The organism is Haloarchaeobius caseinilyticus, assembly GCF_051207395.1.
GTDB lineage: Archaea > Halobacteriota > Halobacteria > Halobacteriales > Natrialbaceae > Haloarchaeobius.
Window position 1 is genome coordinate 1,367,920 of record NZ_JBPJZC010000001.1, and the last position, 17,793, is coordinate 1,385,712.

Sequence of the window (17,793 nt, forward strand, 5' to 3'; positions counted from 1 at the left end):
CTTTTCGCGCAAGGTATTCGGTTCGACAGTTACCCTCGCCTGAGCCGAAGCGCGTCCTGTCCCGAATCGTAGAAACCGGGGAGTTCCTCGTCGACCACGAAACCGAGCGACGCGTACAACTGGCGGGCACCGTCGTTGTCGGTCGCGACAGTCAGCGTCGCTGTCGGATAGCCGTCTCGTTCCAGTCGGGTGAGGACGTGCGAGAGAAGTCGTCGCCCGTGTCCCTCGCGTCGGTGTGCGGGCGCGACGGCGAGTTCGGAGACGTACGCGGGGTTGCCGGTGAAGGCGTGGACGTACCCGACCGGCATGGAGCCGTCGCGGTCGGTCGGAACCGAGACGAACGTCAGGCCGAGTGGGAGGTCGTCGAAGAGGTCACTCGCGGGGTCGGTGAGACAGGACTGGAGTGCTCGAATCGCCGGAAGGTCCGCACTGGTCGCCGGTCGAATCACGCGAGGCCTCCGGTGACGACGATGGCCGCGGCAGCGACCAGTGCCCCGGAGAGGGTGGCGAGGAAGTTCACGCCCTGATTGCCCAGTACTTTGCCTTCGAGCGTCGCGCCGAGCAGGCTGTCGACGGTCATCCCGGCGACGCCCGCGGCCAGCACGACGGCTGCCCCAGTCGCCGACACGGGCAACCCGGCGCCTGTCGCCTCGAACGCGCCGAAAGCGACCGCGGCGACCAGCGCTGCCCCGGTGAGACCGGCGATTTCACCCTGCCACGTCACCGCGCCGTCGGTGCCGGGTTCGACTCGTTCGAGCGTCGTCACGAGTATCGGGTCGTCGTACACGCAGCCGATTTCGCTCGACAGGGTGTCACTCAGTGCGGTCGCCAGCGACCCAGCGAACGCGTAGAGGAAGATACCCTGTTCGACCGAGACGAGGCCGACTTCCGGGTCGGCGGCGGCGTAGCCGAGCACCGCGAACAGGGCCACCGCGGCGTTACCGAGGACGTTCCCGGTGCCGCGCGCCCCGTCGTTCTCTTCGGCGACACCGCGGTCAGCCTTCTCGTCGTACTTGAACTTGGTCGCGAGCGCGCCGACGCCGAAGAAAGTGATGAGGACCGCGAACCAGCCGATACCGCCGAGGACGATGGTGAGTACGGAAAGGAGAACACCGGTCAGCATGCCCTCGACGGAGGCCGTCTGGAGCGCGTAGGAGATGTAGCCCAGCGCGAGTGTGACCGCGATTGCGGCCGCCACGTCTTGCTGATGGACCTCCGGGGCGAGTTCGGTGAGCAGCCAAGTGAGCAGTCCGACGGAGAAGAGGACGAGCGAGTCGTCGTGTTCGAACAGTGCGGCTCGGAGCAACGCCCCGAGGAACGCGCCGCTGGCGGCGAGGAACGCGATTTTTGGGAGTGGTGCGCCTGCCAGACTCCCATCGACCAGCCAGACCGTCACGACCTGTCCGATGACGCCGGCGAGGAAGCCACCGGCGACGAACGCCGTGCTCACGGCGAACGGGTCCGGCCGGTACTGCTTGACGATGGCCGAACAGAGGTTGCCGTAGACGAGCAACAGGACCGTACCCACGAACACCGACAGTGGTAGCTCAGGTGCATCACCCGTGGTGAGGACGGACGCTGTGGTCAACAGACCGAGGCCGGCGACGGCGAGGACGAAGCCGATGAGCCCGTACAGGCGGTTCTCCTCGCGGTCACCGGGTCTGGCGAACAACTCGAACACAGGGCCGTTGGTCACGAACGCGGCACCCACGAGTATCGCCACGGCCAGCGGTGCGGCGACGGCCGCACCGAAGACCGGAACGACGAGTACCAGCGTTCCCACCGCGGCGAACGCCCCTGCTCTCCGGACTGCAGTAGTCACGCGAGTCCCCCTATTCCCGGCGGTTACTTACCGTTTCCGAAGCCAGCGGTTCGTGGCGAGGCGACAAGTACAGGGATGATGCGTGGCAACGACAGGTCGTGCGACTGTACGACCGGTATCTCGCCGCGCGAGTGCGACGAGACCAGACGACGCTGCCCGAACACGTCGCGCTCGTCATCACGGAGCGCGACCTGCTCGAACAGGGCGCGTACGAGACGCTAACGGACGTGTTCGAGTGGGCGTTCGAGTTCGGCGCAGCGCGCGTCACCGTCTACGTGAGTGTCCTCGACGCGGCCGCCGCCCCGACCCTCGCCCGCCAACTCGACGACCTCGACACCCCGCGCGAGGTCGCGGTTCGCGGTCCCGGCGACGCCGAACGCGCCGACGCGCCGATTCAGGTGAGCATCGGCCTCGGCGGGAAACACGAGTTCACCGCCGCGGTTCGGGGCGTCGCCGAGGAGGTCGCAGCGGGTAATCTCGACCCGGGAGACGTGGACGAAGCCGACATCGAGGGTCGACTGGTCTTCCCCGCCGAACCCGACCTCGTCATCAAGACCGGTGCGGAGCGCCTCTCCGACTTCATGATCTGGCAATCGGTGTACTCGGAACTGTACTTCACCGACGTGAACTGGCGCGACTTCCGGAAACGTGACTTCCTCCGTGCGGTCAGAGAGTATCAGAATCGGAATCGACGGTTCGGGCGGTAGAAAGCGGCGACCGAAGCGAAAAACGAGACGGCGACTGTTCTCACTCGACGACGTGACGGCGACTGTTCTCACTCGACGACGTGGTAGCCTGCACCGGCGAGCGCCTCGGCGACTCGCGTGTCGAGTTTCTCCCGCATCGTCGGTGCGAGATTCCCTACAGCGTGGTCGTGGCGCCAGAAGTTCACGTCCCGCTCGTTGCCTCGCTCGACGAAGTGATAGCGCAAGCCGTATCGTTCGCCGTTGTCGCCGTAGGCCAGTGCCATCACGTAGGGGTCGCCGACGAACGTGTGTTCGCTGTGGGTGACCTCGTCGAGTCCCCACTCTCCGAACTGGTGGATGGTGACGCGCTCGAAGTCGGAGAGCGTGGTAGCGAGGCTCCGGACGACCAGTTTTCGTTCGAACTCCTCGCGGTCCCACTCCCGGATGTCGACTTCGCCGTCGACGACACCCTCTGCGACGACGTGGTCTGGTGTTATTTCGGTGACCGTCCAGCGTTTGATGAGCGGCGATTCGACGTCTCGGTCGGCGTCTTTCACGACGTCACCGATGCGGACGTGGAAGAACACCGGGCGGGACGGTCGCCACTCGACGTGTACCTCCTCGGGCTCTTGCCACACCCGGGTCTCCTGGCCCTGAATGGTGCGGACCTCGACGGGTGCGTCTTTCTTCGAGAGAGATTTCGTCATGTGCTAACAGAGGTCGCGTACTCGGTTAACGTTCTCGTCGAAAGGGGAAGTCGAACGACTCGTTCGGTCTTTTCCACCGAGAAGTCGAGTGTGAGGAATTCGGCTAAACTGGGAGTCAGTCCGCCACCGATGGCTCTTCGGCGACCCGGTTCGCCTCGTCGCGTTCGTCCCCGGTGAGCGAGTCACGGAAGCGCGAGACGACCGACCGAGCCTCTTCGAGTTCGGTCGAACCGAACGCCCGCAAGAGGGCGAGACCGCGACGAGCGCGGGTCCGCCGCCACGACTGCTCGCGGTTCTCGTAGGTCCGAATCGCTCGCAGGAAGTCGACCTTCGAGAACTCCGGCCAGTACGGCGTACAGAAGAACACCGCCGCCTCGTTCCCGTTTGCGTGCCACGGGAGGAAGTTCGAGGTTCGCTCGTCGCCGCCGGTCCGGATGATGAGGTCCACGTCTCGAACCGGTTGGCCGTACAGTCGCTCCTCGATGGTCGACACGTCGATGTCGTCGGGGTCGAGGTCACCCGCCGCGACCGCCTCGGTGACGCCGCGCGCCGCCGTGAGTAGTTCGTTCCGGCCGCCGTAGGCCAGCGCGATGTTGAGGACGAACTCATCGTAGTCACGAGTTCGTTCGGCCGCGTACTGCACCGCAGCCTGGACACGCTCGGGGAGCAAGTCCACGTCGCCGAGGACGCGGATGGCGACCTCGTTCTCGTGGACCTTTTCGTTGTCGGCGAACTCGCGGAGTTTGTTCTCCAGTAAGTCGAACAGTGGGTCGAGTTCCTCCTGTGGCCGGTCGAAGTTCTCCGTCGAGAAGGTGTAGAGCGTCAACTCCTCGACACCCATGTCCTGACACCAGCCGAGGACCCGCTCGGTCGTCTGGGCACCGGCCCGGTGGCCATCGGGAGCGTCGCCGCCCTGATTCCGGGCGTAGCGACGGTTTCCGTCCTGAATCACCGCGACGTGCGTCGGCGACCCGGTAATCTCGCGCCTGAGCAGGCGCTCGTAGGCCATGCGCCATCGTTCTCGGACCCACGAGTACATTGACCGGTCTTTCGACAGTCCGGCTAATGGTTCTTGTGTTGTCCGTGTGTCGACGACTCGGGAAAACGAGCGACGACGGGACCGATATCCGCCGATTACTTTTATACTGATTGCTTGACCCTCACGTATCTTTTTATGGTATGGGTTCGTGACCCACAGTTGCAATGGCGAAAGGTAAGGTGGATTTCTTCAAGGAATCCGGCGGCTACGGTTTCATCGCGACGGACGACTACGAGGACGACGTGTTCTTCCACATGGAGGATGTCGGCGGCCCTGACCTCGAAGAGGACCAGGAAGTCGAATTCGACATCGCGGAGACGGACGACGGTCCGCGGGCGGAGAACCTCGAACGGCTGTAAACGTCTGTCCGAGTAGGCGGGCGAAACTGTAGGGGAGTCCAGTTCCCGGTGGTGGCGGGTGGTTCCGTTGCGCCGTGCAACACTCACTTTCTCACGTGGTGAGCGGCTGCGCTGGCTCTGGCAACCGATTCGCGACCGCCGGCGCGACCACGGACCGTGAGTGCTTTGAGTGGCGCGAGACGACTCCTCGCCATGAGCGAGACCATCGACGACGACCTGAAGAGACGGACGAAAGCACTGCTCGACCCCGGCGAGGTCCAGTTGAACGGGGCCATCGTCCACACCGAGTTCGACGGGCAAGAGGACGTCCAGATGATGCAGGCGACGCTCGATACGGGCGACATCATCGCCGAGCACGCGGGCCACGACCCGAAAGACGTGTTCGTCCACTCCGGTAACGACGATCCGGACTTCTCCTCGAACCAGCATCAGGGGCTGACCATCGACGGCGAGGAGTTCGTCTGGGAGTGCCAGCAACTCCTTCGAAACGGCTCGTTCGACATCGTCATCTACTACGAAGCCAGCGCCGACCACGAGGCTATCCTCGCCGACATCGAGGACCTCGGGTTCGACGTGACGGGCGTACGCGGCGAGTAAGCCGCGAAACCTGTTCGACCGAAAGCCGCGTTCCTTATACGACCCCGTCCCCGATTCCCGGGCATGCCACGGGCGGTGGACTACGAAATGGACAGCACGGACCGTGCTATAGTCAACGCGTTTCAGGGTGGGTTCCCCGTCGTCCGCCGGCCGTTCGACCCGGCCGCGGCCGCCCTGCGAGACCGCGGTGTCGACGTGAGCGAAGCCGACCTCGTCGAGCGCGTCCGCCGACTCGACGACGAGGGTGTGCTGACGCGCTTCGGACCGCTCATCAACGCACAGGAGATCGGCGGAACCGCGACGCTCGTCGCCATGCACGCCCCCGAAGCGCGCTTCGACGAGATCACCGAACTGGTCAATTCGCACCGTGAGGTCGCGCACAACTACGAGCGCGAGCATCCGCACCTCAACGTGTGGTTCGTCGTCTCGGTCGCCGATTCCGACCGCGTCGACGAAGTGCTGGCCGAAATCGAGGACGAAACCAACCAGCAGACGTACAATCTCCCGAAAGAGCGCGAGTTCCGCGTCGAGGCCAAGTTCTACGTCGACTCCGTCATCGAGGGCGGGTCGGTGGACCTCCGCGGACTCGGCCCGAACGAGGACCCATCCGGCCGGACCACGCTCACGCCCCAAGAGCGCGACCTCGTCCTGGAGATTCAGGACGGATTCCCGGTGACGGCGACGCCCTACGCCGACGTTGCCGAGGCCATCGGGGCAGACGTGGAGTGGGTGCTCTCGACTATCCGACGCTTCGAAGTCGAAGGGAAGATTCGCCGCATCGGCGTCATCCCGAACCACTACGCACTCGGCTACACGGAGAACGGGATGACCGTCTGGAACGTCCCCGACGACGTGGTCGATGAAGTCGGCCCCGAAATCGCCGCACTGGAGTTCGTCACCCACTGTTACAAGCGCCCGCGCCACGACGGCGTCTGGCCGTACAACTTCTTCGCGATGACGCACGGACAGTCGGAAGAAGAGAGTCAAGAGCGCATCGAACAGGTGCGTGAGAAGATGACCGAGTTCTGGGACGTAGAGGAGGACGACTGGGACAGTCTGTTCTCGACGCGAATCCTGAAGAAGACCGGTATCCGGATGGCCGAACGAGCCGAGGCGAACACGGAAGACGAGGCAGAAACGGCCGACGAGGAGGCCGAGTCGGCCAGTGAAGACGCGGAGTCGGAATCGGTCGTCGGCACCGAGTGAGGCGGTTTTTGGACGCGAGTTGGCGGACTGGTCTCCGGAGAGTGGGACCGCTCTCGGGCGTAGACCGATACGTCACCGATGCCGTCGGACTCTACCTCGTCCATTCCGATGATTTTCAACGCATAGAGTGCGTCATCCTTGCAGCGGTAGGCGTTGTCGACGTACGACGGAAGTCAACTCTGTTGATGCCGTTTACTATTTTTGCAGTGATAGCGTTAGCAGATACCGGGATTCCTGTTCTGTGCATAGCAGCAGTAGTAGGAGCAGGGAGGCCAACCTATTTAATTTCTGAAAAGATTGTTTCTTTGGTAGGAAAAGAAGATACGATGACGTAGTAGATTCCCGCACCATCTTGGTACCGCCATTATTTATATCGTCTTCTTAGATAAAAATAGGTTAATGGAGGGGATCGACACCATGGTCGGTAGTATCATAATCACGGAAAAAGGAATAGAAGTCAACCATGGACTCGTTAAATTCTTTAAAAGAGGGTGGGAGATAAATCCATTGGTCTTTTTCCTCTATCTGTTATCTTTCGCCTTCCCATTTTACAAATTCACTCAACAATCCCCGTTCCAATTTATTTATACAACCATGGTGGCGATATATCTCATTGGGTTTTTAATTTACTGTGTCGGAAAATATTATGGGCTGTTTAAATTCAATATTTCAAAAGATTCGATAGAAAACGTTCGATGGAAAGAGGGGAAATACTATCCACCCTACATTCAAATTGAGACTGACTCAGATAGTTGGTCAAAGGACACAAGAATTCGATTTGACCATTCGATTTTGGGTGGAGAGAAAAACTTCAATGAAGCACTAGAAGCATTGGAAAGGGAAGGAATGATTGCTTCAGAAGATAACGCCCCCATCAACAGTTGAGTACTACGCATCAAATCTGGATTGAGAGTACTAGTGGTTCACCAAGGCTCGCAAGCCCAGTCGCGCTTGTTTCGTCGAGATACACCTCAGCCTGCTTCCCGCTCTTCTCGAAACGTTCGTCTCTCAGTCGGTCGGTTGGACCCCTCAGTGGACGTTGCCGTCAGACTCCACCTCGTCCATGACGACGATTTTCAATGCGTACAGCACCTCATCTTTCGAGAGATAGGCGTTGTCGACGTACGACGGAAGCCCGGTCGCGCCTGTTTCGTCGAGGTACGCACTGGCCTGCTCGCCACTCTGCTCGACACAGTCGTCTATCAGCCGGTCGGTCGACTCGCTCACCGGGTAGCACTCGTCGATACCCATCGAGATGGCCGTGTCCGCAACCCGTTGCAGCGACGAATCCAGTTTCTCGTACTCGACGGGGCGTATCCACTGCAACTTCTCGTCGCTCAGTTCGACTGCCCGGCCCTCGAAAACGACGGGTTCGCAGGTCGCCTCAGTCGTCGCGTATACTTTCGTCTCGCGGTCTTCAAACGACGTTCCCTCGGTCGTCGTCGCCGTGTTCGTCACTGTTGGCGTCCGAGTCGCGGACCGAGAGGTTGCCGCGCCGTCGTCAGCGTCAGAGAGACACCCAGCGACGCCGACCGCCGCGGCCGCGGCGAGGAACTGTCTGCGAGAACGCATACCGTCGGCAATTCGTGTCGATGGTAAGTACTTTCTCCACGAACACGGCAGATTCCGCCCGTGGACGGTGTCTTTTTCCCTCGTCGCTCCCCAGAATCGCCAAGCAGCGTCGCAAGCACGTCCAGTCCACATGATTCCACTCCTCCACGATTTCACCGACGAACCGGTCCTGATTTTCGGTGGTGGCCGCGTCGGTGCCCGGAAGGCCCGACGCTTCGCCCGCGAAGCCCAGGTCGTCGTCGTGAGTCCCGACTTCGCGGACGAAGACTTCGGCGACGCCGAGTTCGTTCGGGCAGCCCCCGAACCCGACGACGTGCCGGACTGGCTCGACCGATTCGACCCGGCGCTCGTCGTCGCGGCGACGAACGATTCAGCCCTGAACGCGGCCATCGAGGCCGAGGCCCGGGAGCGTGGCGTCCTCGTGAATCGGACCGACACGCACGGAAGCCGCGACCGCGGGAGCGTCGTCGTCCCGGCGACGGTCCGCGACGGCGACGTGACCATCTCCATCTCGACGGGGGGAGCCTCGCCAGCGCTCTCGAAACACCTCCGCGAGCGACTGGAGGACGAGTTGGCGGGCGCAGGCGCGATGGCCGAACTCACCGGTTACCTCCGCGACGAGCTACACTCGCGCGACGTGCCACCGGCCGAGCGGCGGGCCGTGGTGCGAGATGTCGTTCGGTCGGACGACGTTTGGACAGTTTTACGTACAGGTAACACTAATCCCCGCCAGATAGCGCGCGAGGTTCTCGCAGCGCACGACCCTCTCAACGAATGATGGCAGGCACAGGAGTCATCTCCGGCGTTCGCGTCACGCACGACACGGCCAGTGTCGACGACATCGCAGCAGCCAGTGGTGAGTCCCAGCGGGCCGTCGTCGCCGCGCTCAGAGCGGAGTCCGGCGTCGAGGAGGCGTACTGCCTCCAGACGTGCAACCGGGCCGAGGCGTACGTCGTCACGACCGACGAGCACGCCGGCCGGGCCGCATTGGCAGACTACGCCAGCGACGTGGGTGATGAAGACGCCGTCGTCGAGATGGGCCACGAGGAGAGCCTCCGCCACCTTTTGCGAGTCGCCGCCGGGCTGGAATCGCTCGTGTTGGGCGAAGACCAGATACTCGGCCAGATCCGCACCGCCTACGAAGACGCCCGCGCCGAAGACGGCGTGGGTCGTGTCCTCGACGACGCGCTCCTCAAGGCCATTCACGTCGGCGAGCGCGTCCGCACCGAGACGGACATCAACGAAGGCGTCGTCTCGCTCGGGTCCGCCGCGGCCGAACTCGTCGCCGCAGAGCGCGACCTGACCGACGCGACCGCACTGGTCGTCGGCGCGGGCGAGATGGGAACCCTCGCCGCGCGGGCGCTGGCGAGCCGCGACGTGGCCGAACTCGTCGTGGCGAACCGGACGCTCCCACACGCCGAGCACGTCGCCGACGAAGTCGATGCGCCCGCCGAGGCGGTCGCACTCGCCGCACTCCCGACCGTCGTCTCGCAAGCCGACATCGTCGTTACCGCGACCGGGAGCGACGACCCAGTGCTTCGAGCAGCAGACTTGGACGACGGCCGCGAGCGTATCGTCATCGACCTCGCACAGCCGCGAGACGTGACGACCGACGCCCGCGACCTCGACTACGTCACCGCGTACGACCTCGATACACTGGAAGACGTGACGAGCGAGACACGTGAACAGCGCCGCGAAGCCGCAAGTGAGGCCGAGGCACTCATCGACGCCGAGTTCGAGAACTTACTCGACCAGTACAAGCGAAAGCGCGCCGACGAGGTCATCGCCTCGATGTACGAGTCCGCAGAGCGCGTGAAGGGCCGCGAGGTCCAGACTGCACTCGCCAAACTCGATTTAGACGACGAAGAGCGCGAAGTCGTCGAGTCGATGGCCGACGCGCTCGTCGGGCAGTTGCTCGCCGCGCCGACGAAGAGTCTGCGCGACGCCGCCGCGGACGACGACTGGTCGACCATCAACACCGCACTCCAGCTGTTCGACCCCGACTTCGGGCCCGAGGATATGCCGCCGTTCGCGGCACTCGGTGACGCCGAGGACATGCCCTCAGACGTTCCGATGGGCGCACTCAGCGACGACGACTGATTCTTCCGAGTCCGTAACTCCCGAGTCCGATGCCGAGGCCGAGGAGCGCCGCCAGCGACCCGAATCCTGGTGTCTCGCCGCTGGCGTTCGTGTCCGTTCCTGTCTCGTCCACGGTGGCCGTCTCCTCACTGTCCGTCGCAGACTCGACCGACTGACCGGTCGTCGTTCCGGCGGACCCAGTCTCTGTGTCGGCTTCACCGTCTACAGCAGCCAGTCGGAACACCTGTCCACTCTCGCCTGAGAGCGTCGCACTGTCCGTCGTCCCGATGTACAGTTCGCCGTCGTGGTCGCGGCCGAACGAGAGCAGGAGATTCGAAAGGGTCGTCCCCTGTCCCTCGACTGCGACGCTCGACATGGGCCACGCGCCACCGTCGGCGTCGTCGCTGGCCGTCGGGTCGGCGACGTAGAGTCGCCCGCCGGAGCCACCGCGCCAGTCGCCGAAGACGTAGCGGTCCTGGAGTGCGGGAATCGCACTTCCGTCGTATACGTAACCGCCGACGACCGCGATTCCGAGCGTCTCGCCGTCGCGTTCGTGCGGATACTCGACGACCGGGTCGACCAGCGGGTCGCCGTCCGGTGTCTCGCTCGGGCAGTTCGAGGCGTCGTAGCAGTGCGCGCCTTCGCGGACGTTCCACCCGTAGTTCCCACCCGACCGGACGAGGCTGACCTCTTCGTACTGATTTTGGCCCACGTCGGCGACGAGCAGGTCCCCGCCGGAGAACGACATTCGCCACGGGTTGCGAAAGCCCCACGCGAAATGTTCGTCGATGCCGTCGCGGCCGACGAGTGGGTTGTCCTCGGGAATCGCGTAGGGCTTTCCGTCCGATTCGCGGTCCACGTCGATTCTGAGTACGCTCCCGAGCAGGTTCTCGGTCACGTCCTGTCCGTTCCCGCCGGGGTTCGCCTCGTACCAGTCCGAGACGTGGCCGGTGCCGCGGTCGCCCGCACCGCCGCCGTCACCGGTCGCCACGTACAGGAAACCGTCGGGGCCGAACACGACCGCGCCAGCGTTGTGATTTCCTTGCGGTTGTGGGAGTTCGAGGATAGCCCGCTCGCTGTCGGGGTCGAACCCGTCGCCGTCGACCGTGAACTCCGAGAGCACGAACGTGTGCGAGTAGTTCGAGGGCGTTCCCTCCCGCCGCGGCGCACTGTACCGGACGAAGGCTCGCCCGTTCGACTCGAAATCGGGGTGGAAGGCGAGTCCGAGCAGGCCACGCTCTTCGTACCCCGACAGCGAGACCATGCGGTCGCGCACGTCGAGGACGGTCGTCGCCTCCCCGTCCGAGTCGACACGCGAAATCGTCCCGATCTGGTCGACCACGTACGGCCGGTCGTCACCCGGTGCGAACTCGACGGCGAGCGGCGCGGTGAACCCGTCTGCGACCGGTTCGAGTCGCACGGTCGCACCGGTCTGGAGGCGAGACGACGCGCCGACACACCCCGAACCGACGCCGATGCCGGCGACGGCCGCAGCTGCTGTCGTCCGGAGGAAGCGACGGCGGCCCTGTCTGGTGTTCATACCTGGGGTACGTGATGGAGTAGCAAAGGTGGATGGTTGGAGAATTTTGTCGTGGCGTGGCGGAAGGACCGCCACAACTGGTCTGGCGCGCGAGGAGCGCGCGAGGGATGAGCGAGTGAAACGGAGTGAGCGAAGCGAATCGGATGGGGAGGCTGTGGCTGCGGTCATGTGCACCAGCATTTGTGACCTGCTCGGCAACACCGACTGAGTTGCATGCGGTGATACAGAGCACAGCCGCAGTAACCGCAAAAAGCACTCACAACAGTCGTTCTTCGATAAATCGCGTCGTCGCCTGTAACGTCGCCTCACTCAGTACCCACGTGTGCTCCCAGTGTCGAGGCGTGAACTCCCGGCCATCGTGGCGGGCGAACTGGCCGTGGTGGTAGCAGCCGCCTCCGTGCCAGCGCGTCTCGCCGCCGAGGACCGTCGTGTCCGCGTAGGCGGTCGCCAGCGGCGTGACGACGACGGTTCCCAGTTCGCGCATGGCGACCGTTCCGAGGTCGTGTTCGCAGCGTGACCCGTTCACGGCCTCGGCTTCGTCACCGGTCAGGACCGTGTGCAGCCACTCGTGAACGGCGAGGTTCGCAGAGACGTGCTCGTCGTCCCAGAACTGTGTCGCGCCGAGGTTGGCGAACGCGACGGCACGGTCGCGGGCGACGTGGCCGCCCGCCCAGCCGTATCCCAGAGCACGGTTGAACGGTTCGTTCGCCAGATAGAGGTGTGTCGCGCCGTCGTCGTAGGCGTCGCGGTCGCGGAGCCACGATTCGAGCGTGTCGACGAGTGCGGGTGACGACGCGGTCGGGACCGTCTCGGGCGGGACCGGTTGCCCTTGGACGACTTCGGCCGTAACCGTTGCGTCGAGTCGGCGGTCCGCCCGGAACGCGACCTGTTCGACCCCGCGGTGGACAGCACGAGTGATGCGACGGGTGAGTGGGGACCAGCCAAACGAGTCGTCCGGATGGACGTGGACCCGGAGCGAGACAGTCGGTCGAGAACTGAAACCGACGCCGAGCGCCCCAAGCCCGGCAGCGGCGAGAAACGAGCGGCGGGTCGGAGGGGACACGCCCCGTGATTCACCCGAGGGCGCAATGAGCGTTCTGGCGCTGCTCACGGTTCGATTCGAGTCAGGGAACGGCTCAAAGATTAATGAGTATGCATCACCTGCGTAGAGGTGAACCGAGGTAGTACGCTACCTCAGCGACTCGCATGACAGGACGAGAGACTGACACACTTTGCGTCGGGCTGTCGCCCGAAGTGACGGCGAAGGTGACCGAGTCAGTGCCGGGAGCAGTAGCGACCGTTTCGACCGCCGAGGCGGTGCGCGAGGCGACGACAGCAGCAGTCGACTGTGTGGTCGTCAGTGACACCCTTCCCGACGGCGACGGACTCTCAGTACTTCGCACTGTCCAGTCACGACACCCGGACGTAGCCTGCTTTCTCTACGCCGAAGCCGGGAGCGAATCGCTCGCCGGTGACGCGCTGGCGGCTGGCATCGACGGGTACGTGCCCGCGAGCGACGGCCCAGCGACGCTCGTCGACCGCATCGAGACCGCCCTCGACGCGGGCGACCTGACCGTCGAGAGCCGTCGCGACCGACTCGAACTCGTCTACGAACAGGCTCCCCTCGCCATCATCGAAGCCGACCCGTCGGGCGACATCGTCGCGTGGAACGACGGCGCGACCGACCTGTTCGGCTACGACCGCGAGGCGGTCCTCGGCACGAACCTCATCGAGACGCTCGTCCCACCAGAGATACACAACGAGGTCACACCGGTGTGTGAGCGCGCGATGGCGAACGAGGACATCGACTGGAACGTGAACGCCAACGTCACCAGCGACGGCCGGACCATCACTTGTGAGTGGTTCAACCGGACGATGACCGACCACGACGGGAACGTCGTGGGGGCGCTCTCGTTCGTCCAGGACGTGACCGAACGGGTGACCCAGCGCCAGACCGTCGAAGACCTGCAGGAGACGACGCGCGAACTCATCACGGTCGATAGTCGGGACCACGTCGCCGAGTTCGCCGTCGATGCGGCCCGTACCGTCTTGAACGAACCGTACGCCGGTGTCTTCCTCTACGACGAGGACCGCGACGCACTCGTCCCGACGGCGGCGACCGAACCACTTCGACGGGTGTTCGAACCGGACGGCGTCCTTCGCGAGGGAAGTTACTCGTGGCGGGCGTTCACTGCCAACGAGCCCGTCATCCAGCCCGAAGGCGTCTCCCGAACCTCGACGGCACCAGCGGGTAACACGATCGAGAGTGGCATCTTCATGCCGCTGGGCGACCACGGCGTCCTCTTCTTCGGCACCGAGGAACTGGATGCCTTCGACCAGACCGACACCCACATGGCCAGTATCCTCGCGTCCGCGACGACCGCGGCACTGGACCAGAGCGAGCGCGAAGAAGAACTCAGACGCCAACAGACCATCGTCGAGGCCGCGGGCGACGCCGTGTTCGCGCTCTGTGAGGACGCGACCTTCCGGACCGTCAACGACGTGATGACCGAGATGACCGGCTACGACCGCGAGGAACTACTCGGGTCGCACGCCACCAAAGTCATCGACGAGAGAGATTACCAGCGCGGCCGCGCGGCGCTCGCGGACATGCTCGAAGCGGACGACCCGGACGTGTACAGCTTCGACGTGACCGTTCACACCGCTGACGGCCGCGAACTCCCGTGTGAGGGGACGATGGCACTGTTCCCCGACGATACCGGCTTCGACGGGACGGCGTTCGTGATGCGAGACATCACCGAGCGACAACAGATGGCGGACGAACTCGTCGAACAGAAGCGAAAAATCGAGAACCTCCACGACGTCGCCTCCAGTTTCGAAGACTGCGACAGCAAAGACGACGTGTGGGAACTCGCCGTCGAAGCGGCAGAGGGCGTCCTCGACTTCGACATCTGCTGTGTCGACAGCGTCGACGGCGAGTACCTCGTCTCCGAGGCACTCTCGTCCGAAGTCGAGCCGAAAGAGTACAAACAGCGGGCGCACATCTCGGACGGTATCGCCGGAAAGACCCACCGTACCGGCGAGTCGTACCTCGTCGACGACATTCAGGGCGACAACGAAGCGACGCCAGAAGCGGGCACGTATCGGTCGCTGCTGTCGGTCCCCATCGGCGACGAGGGCGTGTTTCAGGCGGTGTCGAACGAGCCGGGCGGCTTCGGCGAGACGGACCTCGAACTCGCCGAACTCCTCATGAGTCACGTACAGGACGCACTCGACCGAACCGCATTCGAGGAGCGACTGCGCGAAGAACGCGACCGCTTCGCTGCCCTGTTCGAGAACGTGCCCGACCCCGTGGTCTACGCCGTGCATCAGGACGGCGAACCGGTCGTCGTGCAGGTGAACACCGCGTTCGAGCGCGTCTTCGGCTACGACCAGACCGAAATCGTCGGTGACCATCTCGACGACTACATCGTCCCCGACACCCGCGACGCGGAAGCCAGCCGCATCAACAGCCGCTCGCAGAACGGCGAACTCGTCGACGCGGAAGTCAAACGCCGGACGACGGACGGGCTTCGGGACTTCCTGATGACCGTCGTGCCCGTCGACATCGGCGACGGCGCTGCCCGAACGTTCGGCGTCTACACCGACATCACCGAACGGAAAGAGCGCCAGAAACGTGTCGAGATTCTGAATCGCGTCCTGCGTCACGACCTGCGCAACGGGATGAACATCATCAAGGGGTCGGCACAGATGCTCGGCGACGTCGTCGAAGGGACGACCGCGGCAGGCTACGCCGAGTCCATCATCGAGCGGGCGGACGAACTCATCGGGTTGGCCGAGAACACTCGCGCGGTCGAACGGACGCTCGACCGTGACCAGACCGCGACCGGTCCCGTCGACGTCTGTGACAGCGTCCGGACCTCGGTCTCACGCCTCGAACAGGAGTACCCACACGCGACCGTGACGACGGACCTGCCCGAGGAGGCCGAAGCACGCGCCGACGACCTCCTGCGGACCGCCATCCATCACGTCATCGAGAACGCGCTCCAGCACAACGACCCGGACGACGCGTCGGCCCACATCTCGGTGTCGACCGACACCGACTCGCGGCACTCGCTCCGCGTCGTCGTGGCCGACGACGGCCCGGGAATCCCGGACGAAGAGCGTAAACTCATCACCGAAGAACAGGAGATAACCCAGCTCAGACACGCGAGTGGACTCGGCCTCTGGCTGGTGAACTGGGTCGTCACCCAGACCGGCGGGACGCTGTCGTTCGCGGAGAACGACCCGCACGGGACCGTCGTGACGCTGACCGTGCCGCTGGCGGTCGACGACGAACTCGTGCGCTCGGCGGACGACTAGGGGATACGTTTTCGCGTCGGCCGGTCGAACCGGACCGACATGACCGACGCCTACGACGCCGTCGTCTACGACTTAGATGGAACACTCGTCCGACTCGCCGTTGACTGGGAAGCGACAGCCGAGACCATCGCCCCGATTCTTCGTGACCGTGGCTGGGATGGCGACGCCAACGACGCGCTCGACTTGCTCCCCATCGCCGACGAACTGGACGCGAGAGCGGCTGTGGACCCTCACCTCGAAGCGGCCGAGGTCGAGGGCGCACGCCAGTCCGAGCGGCTGCCGATGCTCGACGAATTCGTCGAGTCGGACGTGCCGGTCGGTATCTGCTCGCTGAACTGCGAGGCGGCGTGTCACGAGGCGCTCGACGCGCACGGCGTCGAGCGGTCGGTCGGAGCCGTCGTCGGCCGCGATTCCGTCGAGACGCGAAAACCAGACCCCGAACCGCTGCTCGCCGCCGTTTCTGCGCTCGACACGAAGCCGGAGCGAACGCTGTTCGTCGGCGACTCGGACAGCGACGAAGTGACCGCCAACCGGGCTGGAACAGACTTCAGACGAGTGTAGAAGGAGAGAGATTACCGCGACAGCGGGTGTTACCGCGAGAGCGGCATGTTGTACGTCGTCTCGTGTTCGAGGACCGCCTCCCACGAGGCCTCGCACTCGCAAGAGACCTGTTCGAACACGGTCGGGTCCTGTCGCAGGTCGAAGTCCTTGATGGCCGTTTGCACCTGGTCGTCGCACTCGCCGCAGTTGTGCGGGCCGCGCTCGGAGCCGTGACCGACCGGGTCGGAGACGACGATGACGTCCTCGTCGGCGGTCGCTTCGAGTACCTTCGCGACCGACCAGAGCCACGGTGGGCGGTAGCCCCCGCGGAAGAACAGGTCGTCGACCATCGTGTAGCGCTGGACGTTACACGGGTTCATCGAGACGGTGTGACAGCCGTCGACGCCGGCACAGCGCCGGACCGAAGAAATCATGTCCTCGAGTGCTTCCGGCTCTGCGAGGAACGGCGGCTTCATCAGCAGATACGCCTTGATACCGGCGTCGGCGGCGCGGGCCTCGGCGGCCGCCGCCTCGAAGTCCTCGAAATCGAAGTACTTGTTCACGCAGTCGTGGCGTACCCTGTCCGTGGCGGTTTCGAGACCGACCGCAACGTCGGTGTCCAGTCCCTGCTCGGTGAACTCCTCCAACTTTGCCTGGCTCACGAAGTCCGGCAGCGACTCGACGACGATGCGCTCGCGGTCGCCGAACGTCTCCGCGATGGCCTGTCGCGTCTCGGCTGGGACCTCGCGCTCGTCGAGGAAGGAGCCGGAGGTGTAAATCTTGATGAGGCCCGATTTCTCGTCCGCTTCCTCGGCTTCGTGGTCCAGACAGACCTGAATCTGGTCCATCAGCGCCTCGTGGCTCACCGAGCCGCCTTCGACGGATTCGGCCACGTATCCACACATGGTACAGCCACCCGCGCGTGCCCAGCGGCAACCGCCCGTGTTGAGGATGATGGTCAGCGACTGGTAGACACCGCCGGGTGTGTTGTCTTCGTCCAGCCAGACCCGCGTCGGCTCGTGCGGGTCGTACGTCTTGTCCTTCTGGGCGCGGATGTCGCGCATCACCTTGTTGTGCGCGTCCATGCCCTTGCCCTGCTCGTACACTTCGGGCGTCGGCTTGCTCATTGGCAGGAACCAGCGGCCGTGCGCGTAAATCGGCTTCGGGTCTGTGGTGGTGGCCGGATTTACCGAGGCCGACGACGCCGACACGACCGGCATGGCGCGCGCTGGTGAGCGTGGCTGAACGAAGTGAAGCCCGCGAGGTGTAGCCGCGCGAGGGATGAGCCGCCTCGCCGGAGGCGAGCGGCGAATCGGTTGGGGA

Annotated in this window: 17 protein-coding genes; 9 read left to right on the forward strand and 8 right to left on the reverse strand. The window is 64.2% G+C overall.

What is annotated here, in order from left to right:
- Positions 1–29: 29 nt before the first annotated feature.
- Both ACSC1P_RS07210 and ACSC1P_RS07215 read right to left on the reverse strand, forming a co-directional pair.
- Positions 30–449, reverse strand: a complete 420-nt coding sequence (locus ACSC1P_RS07210; RefSeq protein WP_435359460.1) for a GNAT family N-acetyltransferase — start codon at positions 447–449, stop codon at positions 30–32.
- Positions 446–1,822 (reverse strand): DUF92 domain-containing protein, encoded by a 1,377-nt coding sequence (locus tag ACSC1P_RS07215; protein ID WP_435359461.1) that lies wholly within the window; start codon positions 1,820–1,822, stop codon positions 446–448. The genes ACSC1P_RS07210 and ACSC1P_RS07215 overlap by 4 nt, the downstream gene beginning before the upstream one ends.
- A gap of 98 nt (positions 1,823–1,920) precedes the next feature.
- Here ACSC1P_RS07215 and ACSC1P_RS07220 point away from each other — a divergent pair, with 98 nt between their 5' ends.
- Complete coding sequence (locus ACSC1P_RS07220; protein WP_435359462.1) at positions 1,921–2,529, forward strand: undecaprenyl diphosphate synthase family protein; 609 nt, start codon at positions 1,921–1,923, stop codon at positions 2,527–2,529.
- Between the two features lie 68 nt (positions 2,530–2,597).
- Here ACSC1P_RS07220 and ACSC1P_RS07225 read toward each other — a convergent pair whose 3' ends face one another.
- The gene (locus ACSC1P_RS07225) at positions 2,598–3,215 is read right to left on the reverse strand and encodes a hypothetical protein (RefSeq protein WP_435359463.1); all 618 of its coding nucleotides are present in this window, start codon (positions 3,213–3,215) and stop codon (positions 2,598–2,600) included.
- A 115-nt stretch (positions 3,216–3,330) separates the two neighbouring features.
- On the reverse strand, positions 3,331–4,254 hold the full coding sequence (gene uppS, locus ACSC1P_RS07230; protein WP_435359464.1) for a polyprenyl diphosphate synthase: 924 nt from the start codon (positions 4,252–4,254) through the stop codon (positions 3,331–3,333).
- Between the two features lie 164 nt (positions 4,255–4,418).
- Between uppS and ACSC1P_RS07235 the strand changes: the two genes are divergently transcribed.
- The 4 genes from ACSC1P_RS07235 (at position 4,419) to ACSC1P_RS07250 (ending at position 7,301) form a co-directional block, all read left to right on the forward strand.
- Positions 4,419–4,613, forward strand: a complete 195-nt coding sequence (locus tag ACSC1P_RS07235; RefSeq protein WP_435359465.1) for a cold-shock protein — start codon at positions 4,419–4,421, stop codon at positions 4,611–4,613.
- A gap of 192 nt (positions 4,614–4,805) precedes the next feature.
- Positions 4,806–5,210 carry a DUF5778 family protein gene (locus ACSC1P_RS07240; protein WP_435359466.1) on the forward strand — a complete coding sequence of 135 codons (405 nt, stop codon included), beginning with the start codon at positions 4,806–4,808 and terminating at the stop codon, positions 5,208–5,210.
- An 87-nt stretch (positions 5,211–5,297) separates the two neighbouring features.
- On the forward strand, positions 5,298–6,416 hold the full coding sequence (ahbB, locus tag ACSC1P_RS07245) for a siroheme decarboxylase subunit beta (protein ID WP_435359467.1): 1,119 nt from the start codon (positions 5,298–5,300) through the stop codon (positions 6,414–6,416).
- A 399-nt stretch (positions 6,417–6,815) separates the two neighbouring features.
- Positions 6,816–7,301 carry a hypothetical protein gene (locus tag ACSC1P_RS07250; RefSeq protein ID WP_435359468.1) on the forward strand — a complete coding sequence of 162 codons (486 nt, stop codon included), beginning with the start codon at positions 6,816–6,818 and terminating at the stop codon, positions 7,299–7,301.
- A 144-nt stretch (positions 7,302–7,445) separates the two neighbouring features.
- Here the strand turns inward: ACSC1P_RS07250 and ACSC1P_RS07255 are convergent, their stop codons facing one another.
- Positions 7,446–7,988, reverse strand: coding sequence for a hypothetical protein (locus tag ACSC1P_RS07255; RefSeq protein WP_435359469.1), 543 nt, complete (start codon positions 7,986–7,988; stop codon positions 7,446–7,448).
- A 130-nt stretch (positions 7,989–8,118) separates the two neighbouring features.
- Here ACSC1P_RS07255 and ACSC1P_RS07260 point away from each other — a divergent pair, with 130 nt between their 5' ends.
- Positions 8,119–8,766, forward strand: a complete 648-nt coding sequence (locus ACSC1P_RS07260) for a precorrin-2 dehydrogenase/sirohydrochlorin ferrochelatase family protein (RefSeq protein WP_435359470.1) — start codon at positions 8,119–8,121, stop codon at positions 8,764–8,766.
- Positions 8,766–10,088, forward strand: a complete 1,323-nt coding sequence (gene hemA, locus ACSC1P_RS07265; RefSeq protein WP_435359471.1) for a glutamyl-tRNA reductase — start codon at positions 8,766–8,768, stop codon at positions 10,086–10,088. Before ACSC1P_RS07260 ends, hemA begins: the two co-directional genes overlap by 1 nt.
- Here hemA and ACSC1P_RS07270 read toward each other — a convergent pair.
- Positions 10,072–11,607 (reverse strand): PQQ-dependent sugar dehydrogenase, encoded by a 1,536-nt coding sequence (locus tag ACSC1P_RS07270; RefSeq protein WP_435359472.1) that lies wholly within the window; start codon positions 11,605–11,607, stop codon positions 10,072–10,074. The genes hemA and ACSC1P_RS07270 overlap by 17 nt on opposite strands.
- 256 nt (positions 11,608–11,863) lie before the next feature.
- Entirely contained in the window at positions 11,864–12,670 is an 807-nt protein-coding gene (locus tag ACSC1P_RS07275; protein ID WP_435359473.1) for a twin-arginine translocation signal domain-containing protein, read from the reverse strand.
- A gap of 143 nt (positions 12,671–12,813) precedes the next feature.
- Between ACSC1P_RS07275 and ACSC1P_RS07280 the strand changes: the two genes are divergently transcribed.
- Together ACSC1P_RS07280 and ACSC1P_RS07285 are read left to right on the forward strand one after the other, a co-directional pair.
- Positions 12,814–15,930, forward strand: coding sequence for a PAS domain S-box protein (locus tag ACSC1P_RS07280; protein WP_435359474.1), 3,117 nt, complete (start codon positions 12,814–12,816; stop codon positions 15,928–15,930).
- 39 nt (positions 15,931–15,969) lie between these two features.
- A complete protein-coding gene (locus tag ACSC1P_RS07285; RefSeq protein ID WP_435359475.1) occupies positions 15,970–16,491 on the forward strand; it encodes an HAD family hydrolase in 522 nt (173 codons plus the stop codon).
- A gap of 29 nt (positions 16,492–16,520) precedes the next feature.
- On the opposite strand, the gene ACSC1P_RS07290 is transcribed toward ACSC1P_RS07285, so the two are convergent.
- Positions 16,521–17,597, reverse strand: coding sequence for an archaeosine biosynthesis radical SAM protein RaSEA (locus ACSC1P_RS07290; protein ID WP_435359476.1), 1,077 nt, complete (start codon positions 17,595–17,597; stop codon positions 16,521–16,523).
- Between the last annotated feature and the right edge of the window lie 196 nt (positions 17,598–17,793).

Bases quoted from the DNA above. Each gene is read 5' to 3' on its own strand.
- ACSC1P_RS07235 (WP_435359465.1), top strand. From the start codon at position 4,419: ATGGCGAAAGGTAAGGTGGATTTCTTCAAGGAATCCGGCGGCTACGGT.
- ACSC1P_RS07240 (WP_435359466.1), top strand. From the start codon at position 4,806: ATGAGCGAGACCATCGACGACGACCTGAAGAGACGGACGAAAGCACTG.
- ACSC1P_RS07290 (WP_435359476.1), bottom strand. From the start codon at position 17,597: ATGAGCAAGCCGACGCCCGAAGTGTACGAGCAGGGCAAGGGCATGGAC.
- ACSC1P_RS07280 (WP_435359474.1), top strand. From the start codon at position 12,814: ATGACAGGACGAGAGACTGACACACTTTGCGTCGGGCTGTCGCCCGAA.
- ACSC1P_RS07260 (WP_435359470.1), top strand. From the start codon at position 8,119: ATGATTCCACTCCTCCACGATTTCACCGACGAACCGGTCCTGATTTTC.
- hemA (WP_435359471.1), top strand. From the start codon at position 8,766: ATGGCAGGCACAGGAGTCATCTCCGGCGTTCGCGTCACGCACGACACG.
- ACSC1P_RS07270 (WP_435359472.1), bottom strand. From the start codon at position 11,607: ATGAACACCAGACAGGGCCGCCGTCGCTTCCTCCGGACGACAGCAGCT.
- ACSC1P_RS07285 (WP_435359475.1), top strand. From the start codon at position 15,970: ATGACCGACGCCTACGACGCCGTCGTCTACGACTTAGATGGAACACTC.
- uppS (WP_435359464.1), bottom strand. From the start codon at position 4,254: ATGTACTCGTGGGTCCGAGAACGATGGCGCATGGCCTACGAGCGCCTG.
- ACSC1P_RS07250 (WP_435359468.1), top strand. From the start codon at position 6,816: ATGGAGGGGATCGACACCATGGTCGGTAGTATCATAATCACGGAAAAA.
- ACSC1P_RS07255 (WP_435359469.1), bottom strand. From the start codon at position 7,988: ATGCGTTCTCGCAGACAGTTCCTCGCCGCGGCCGCGGCGGTCGGCGTC.
- ahbB (WP_435359467.1), top strand. From the start codon at position 5,298: ATGGACAGCACGGACCGTGCTATAGTCAACGCGTTTCAGGGTGGGTTC.
- ACSC1P_RS07225 (WP_435359463.1), bottom strand. From the start codon at position 3,215: ATGACGAAATCTCTCTCGAAGAAAGACGCACCCGTCGAGGTCCGCACC.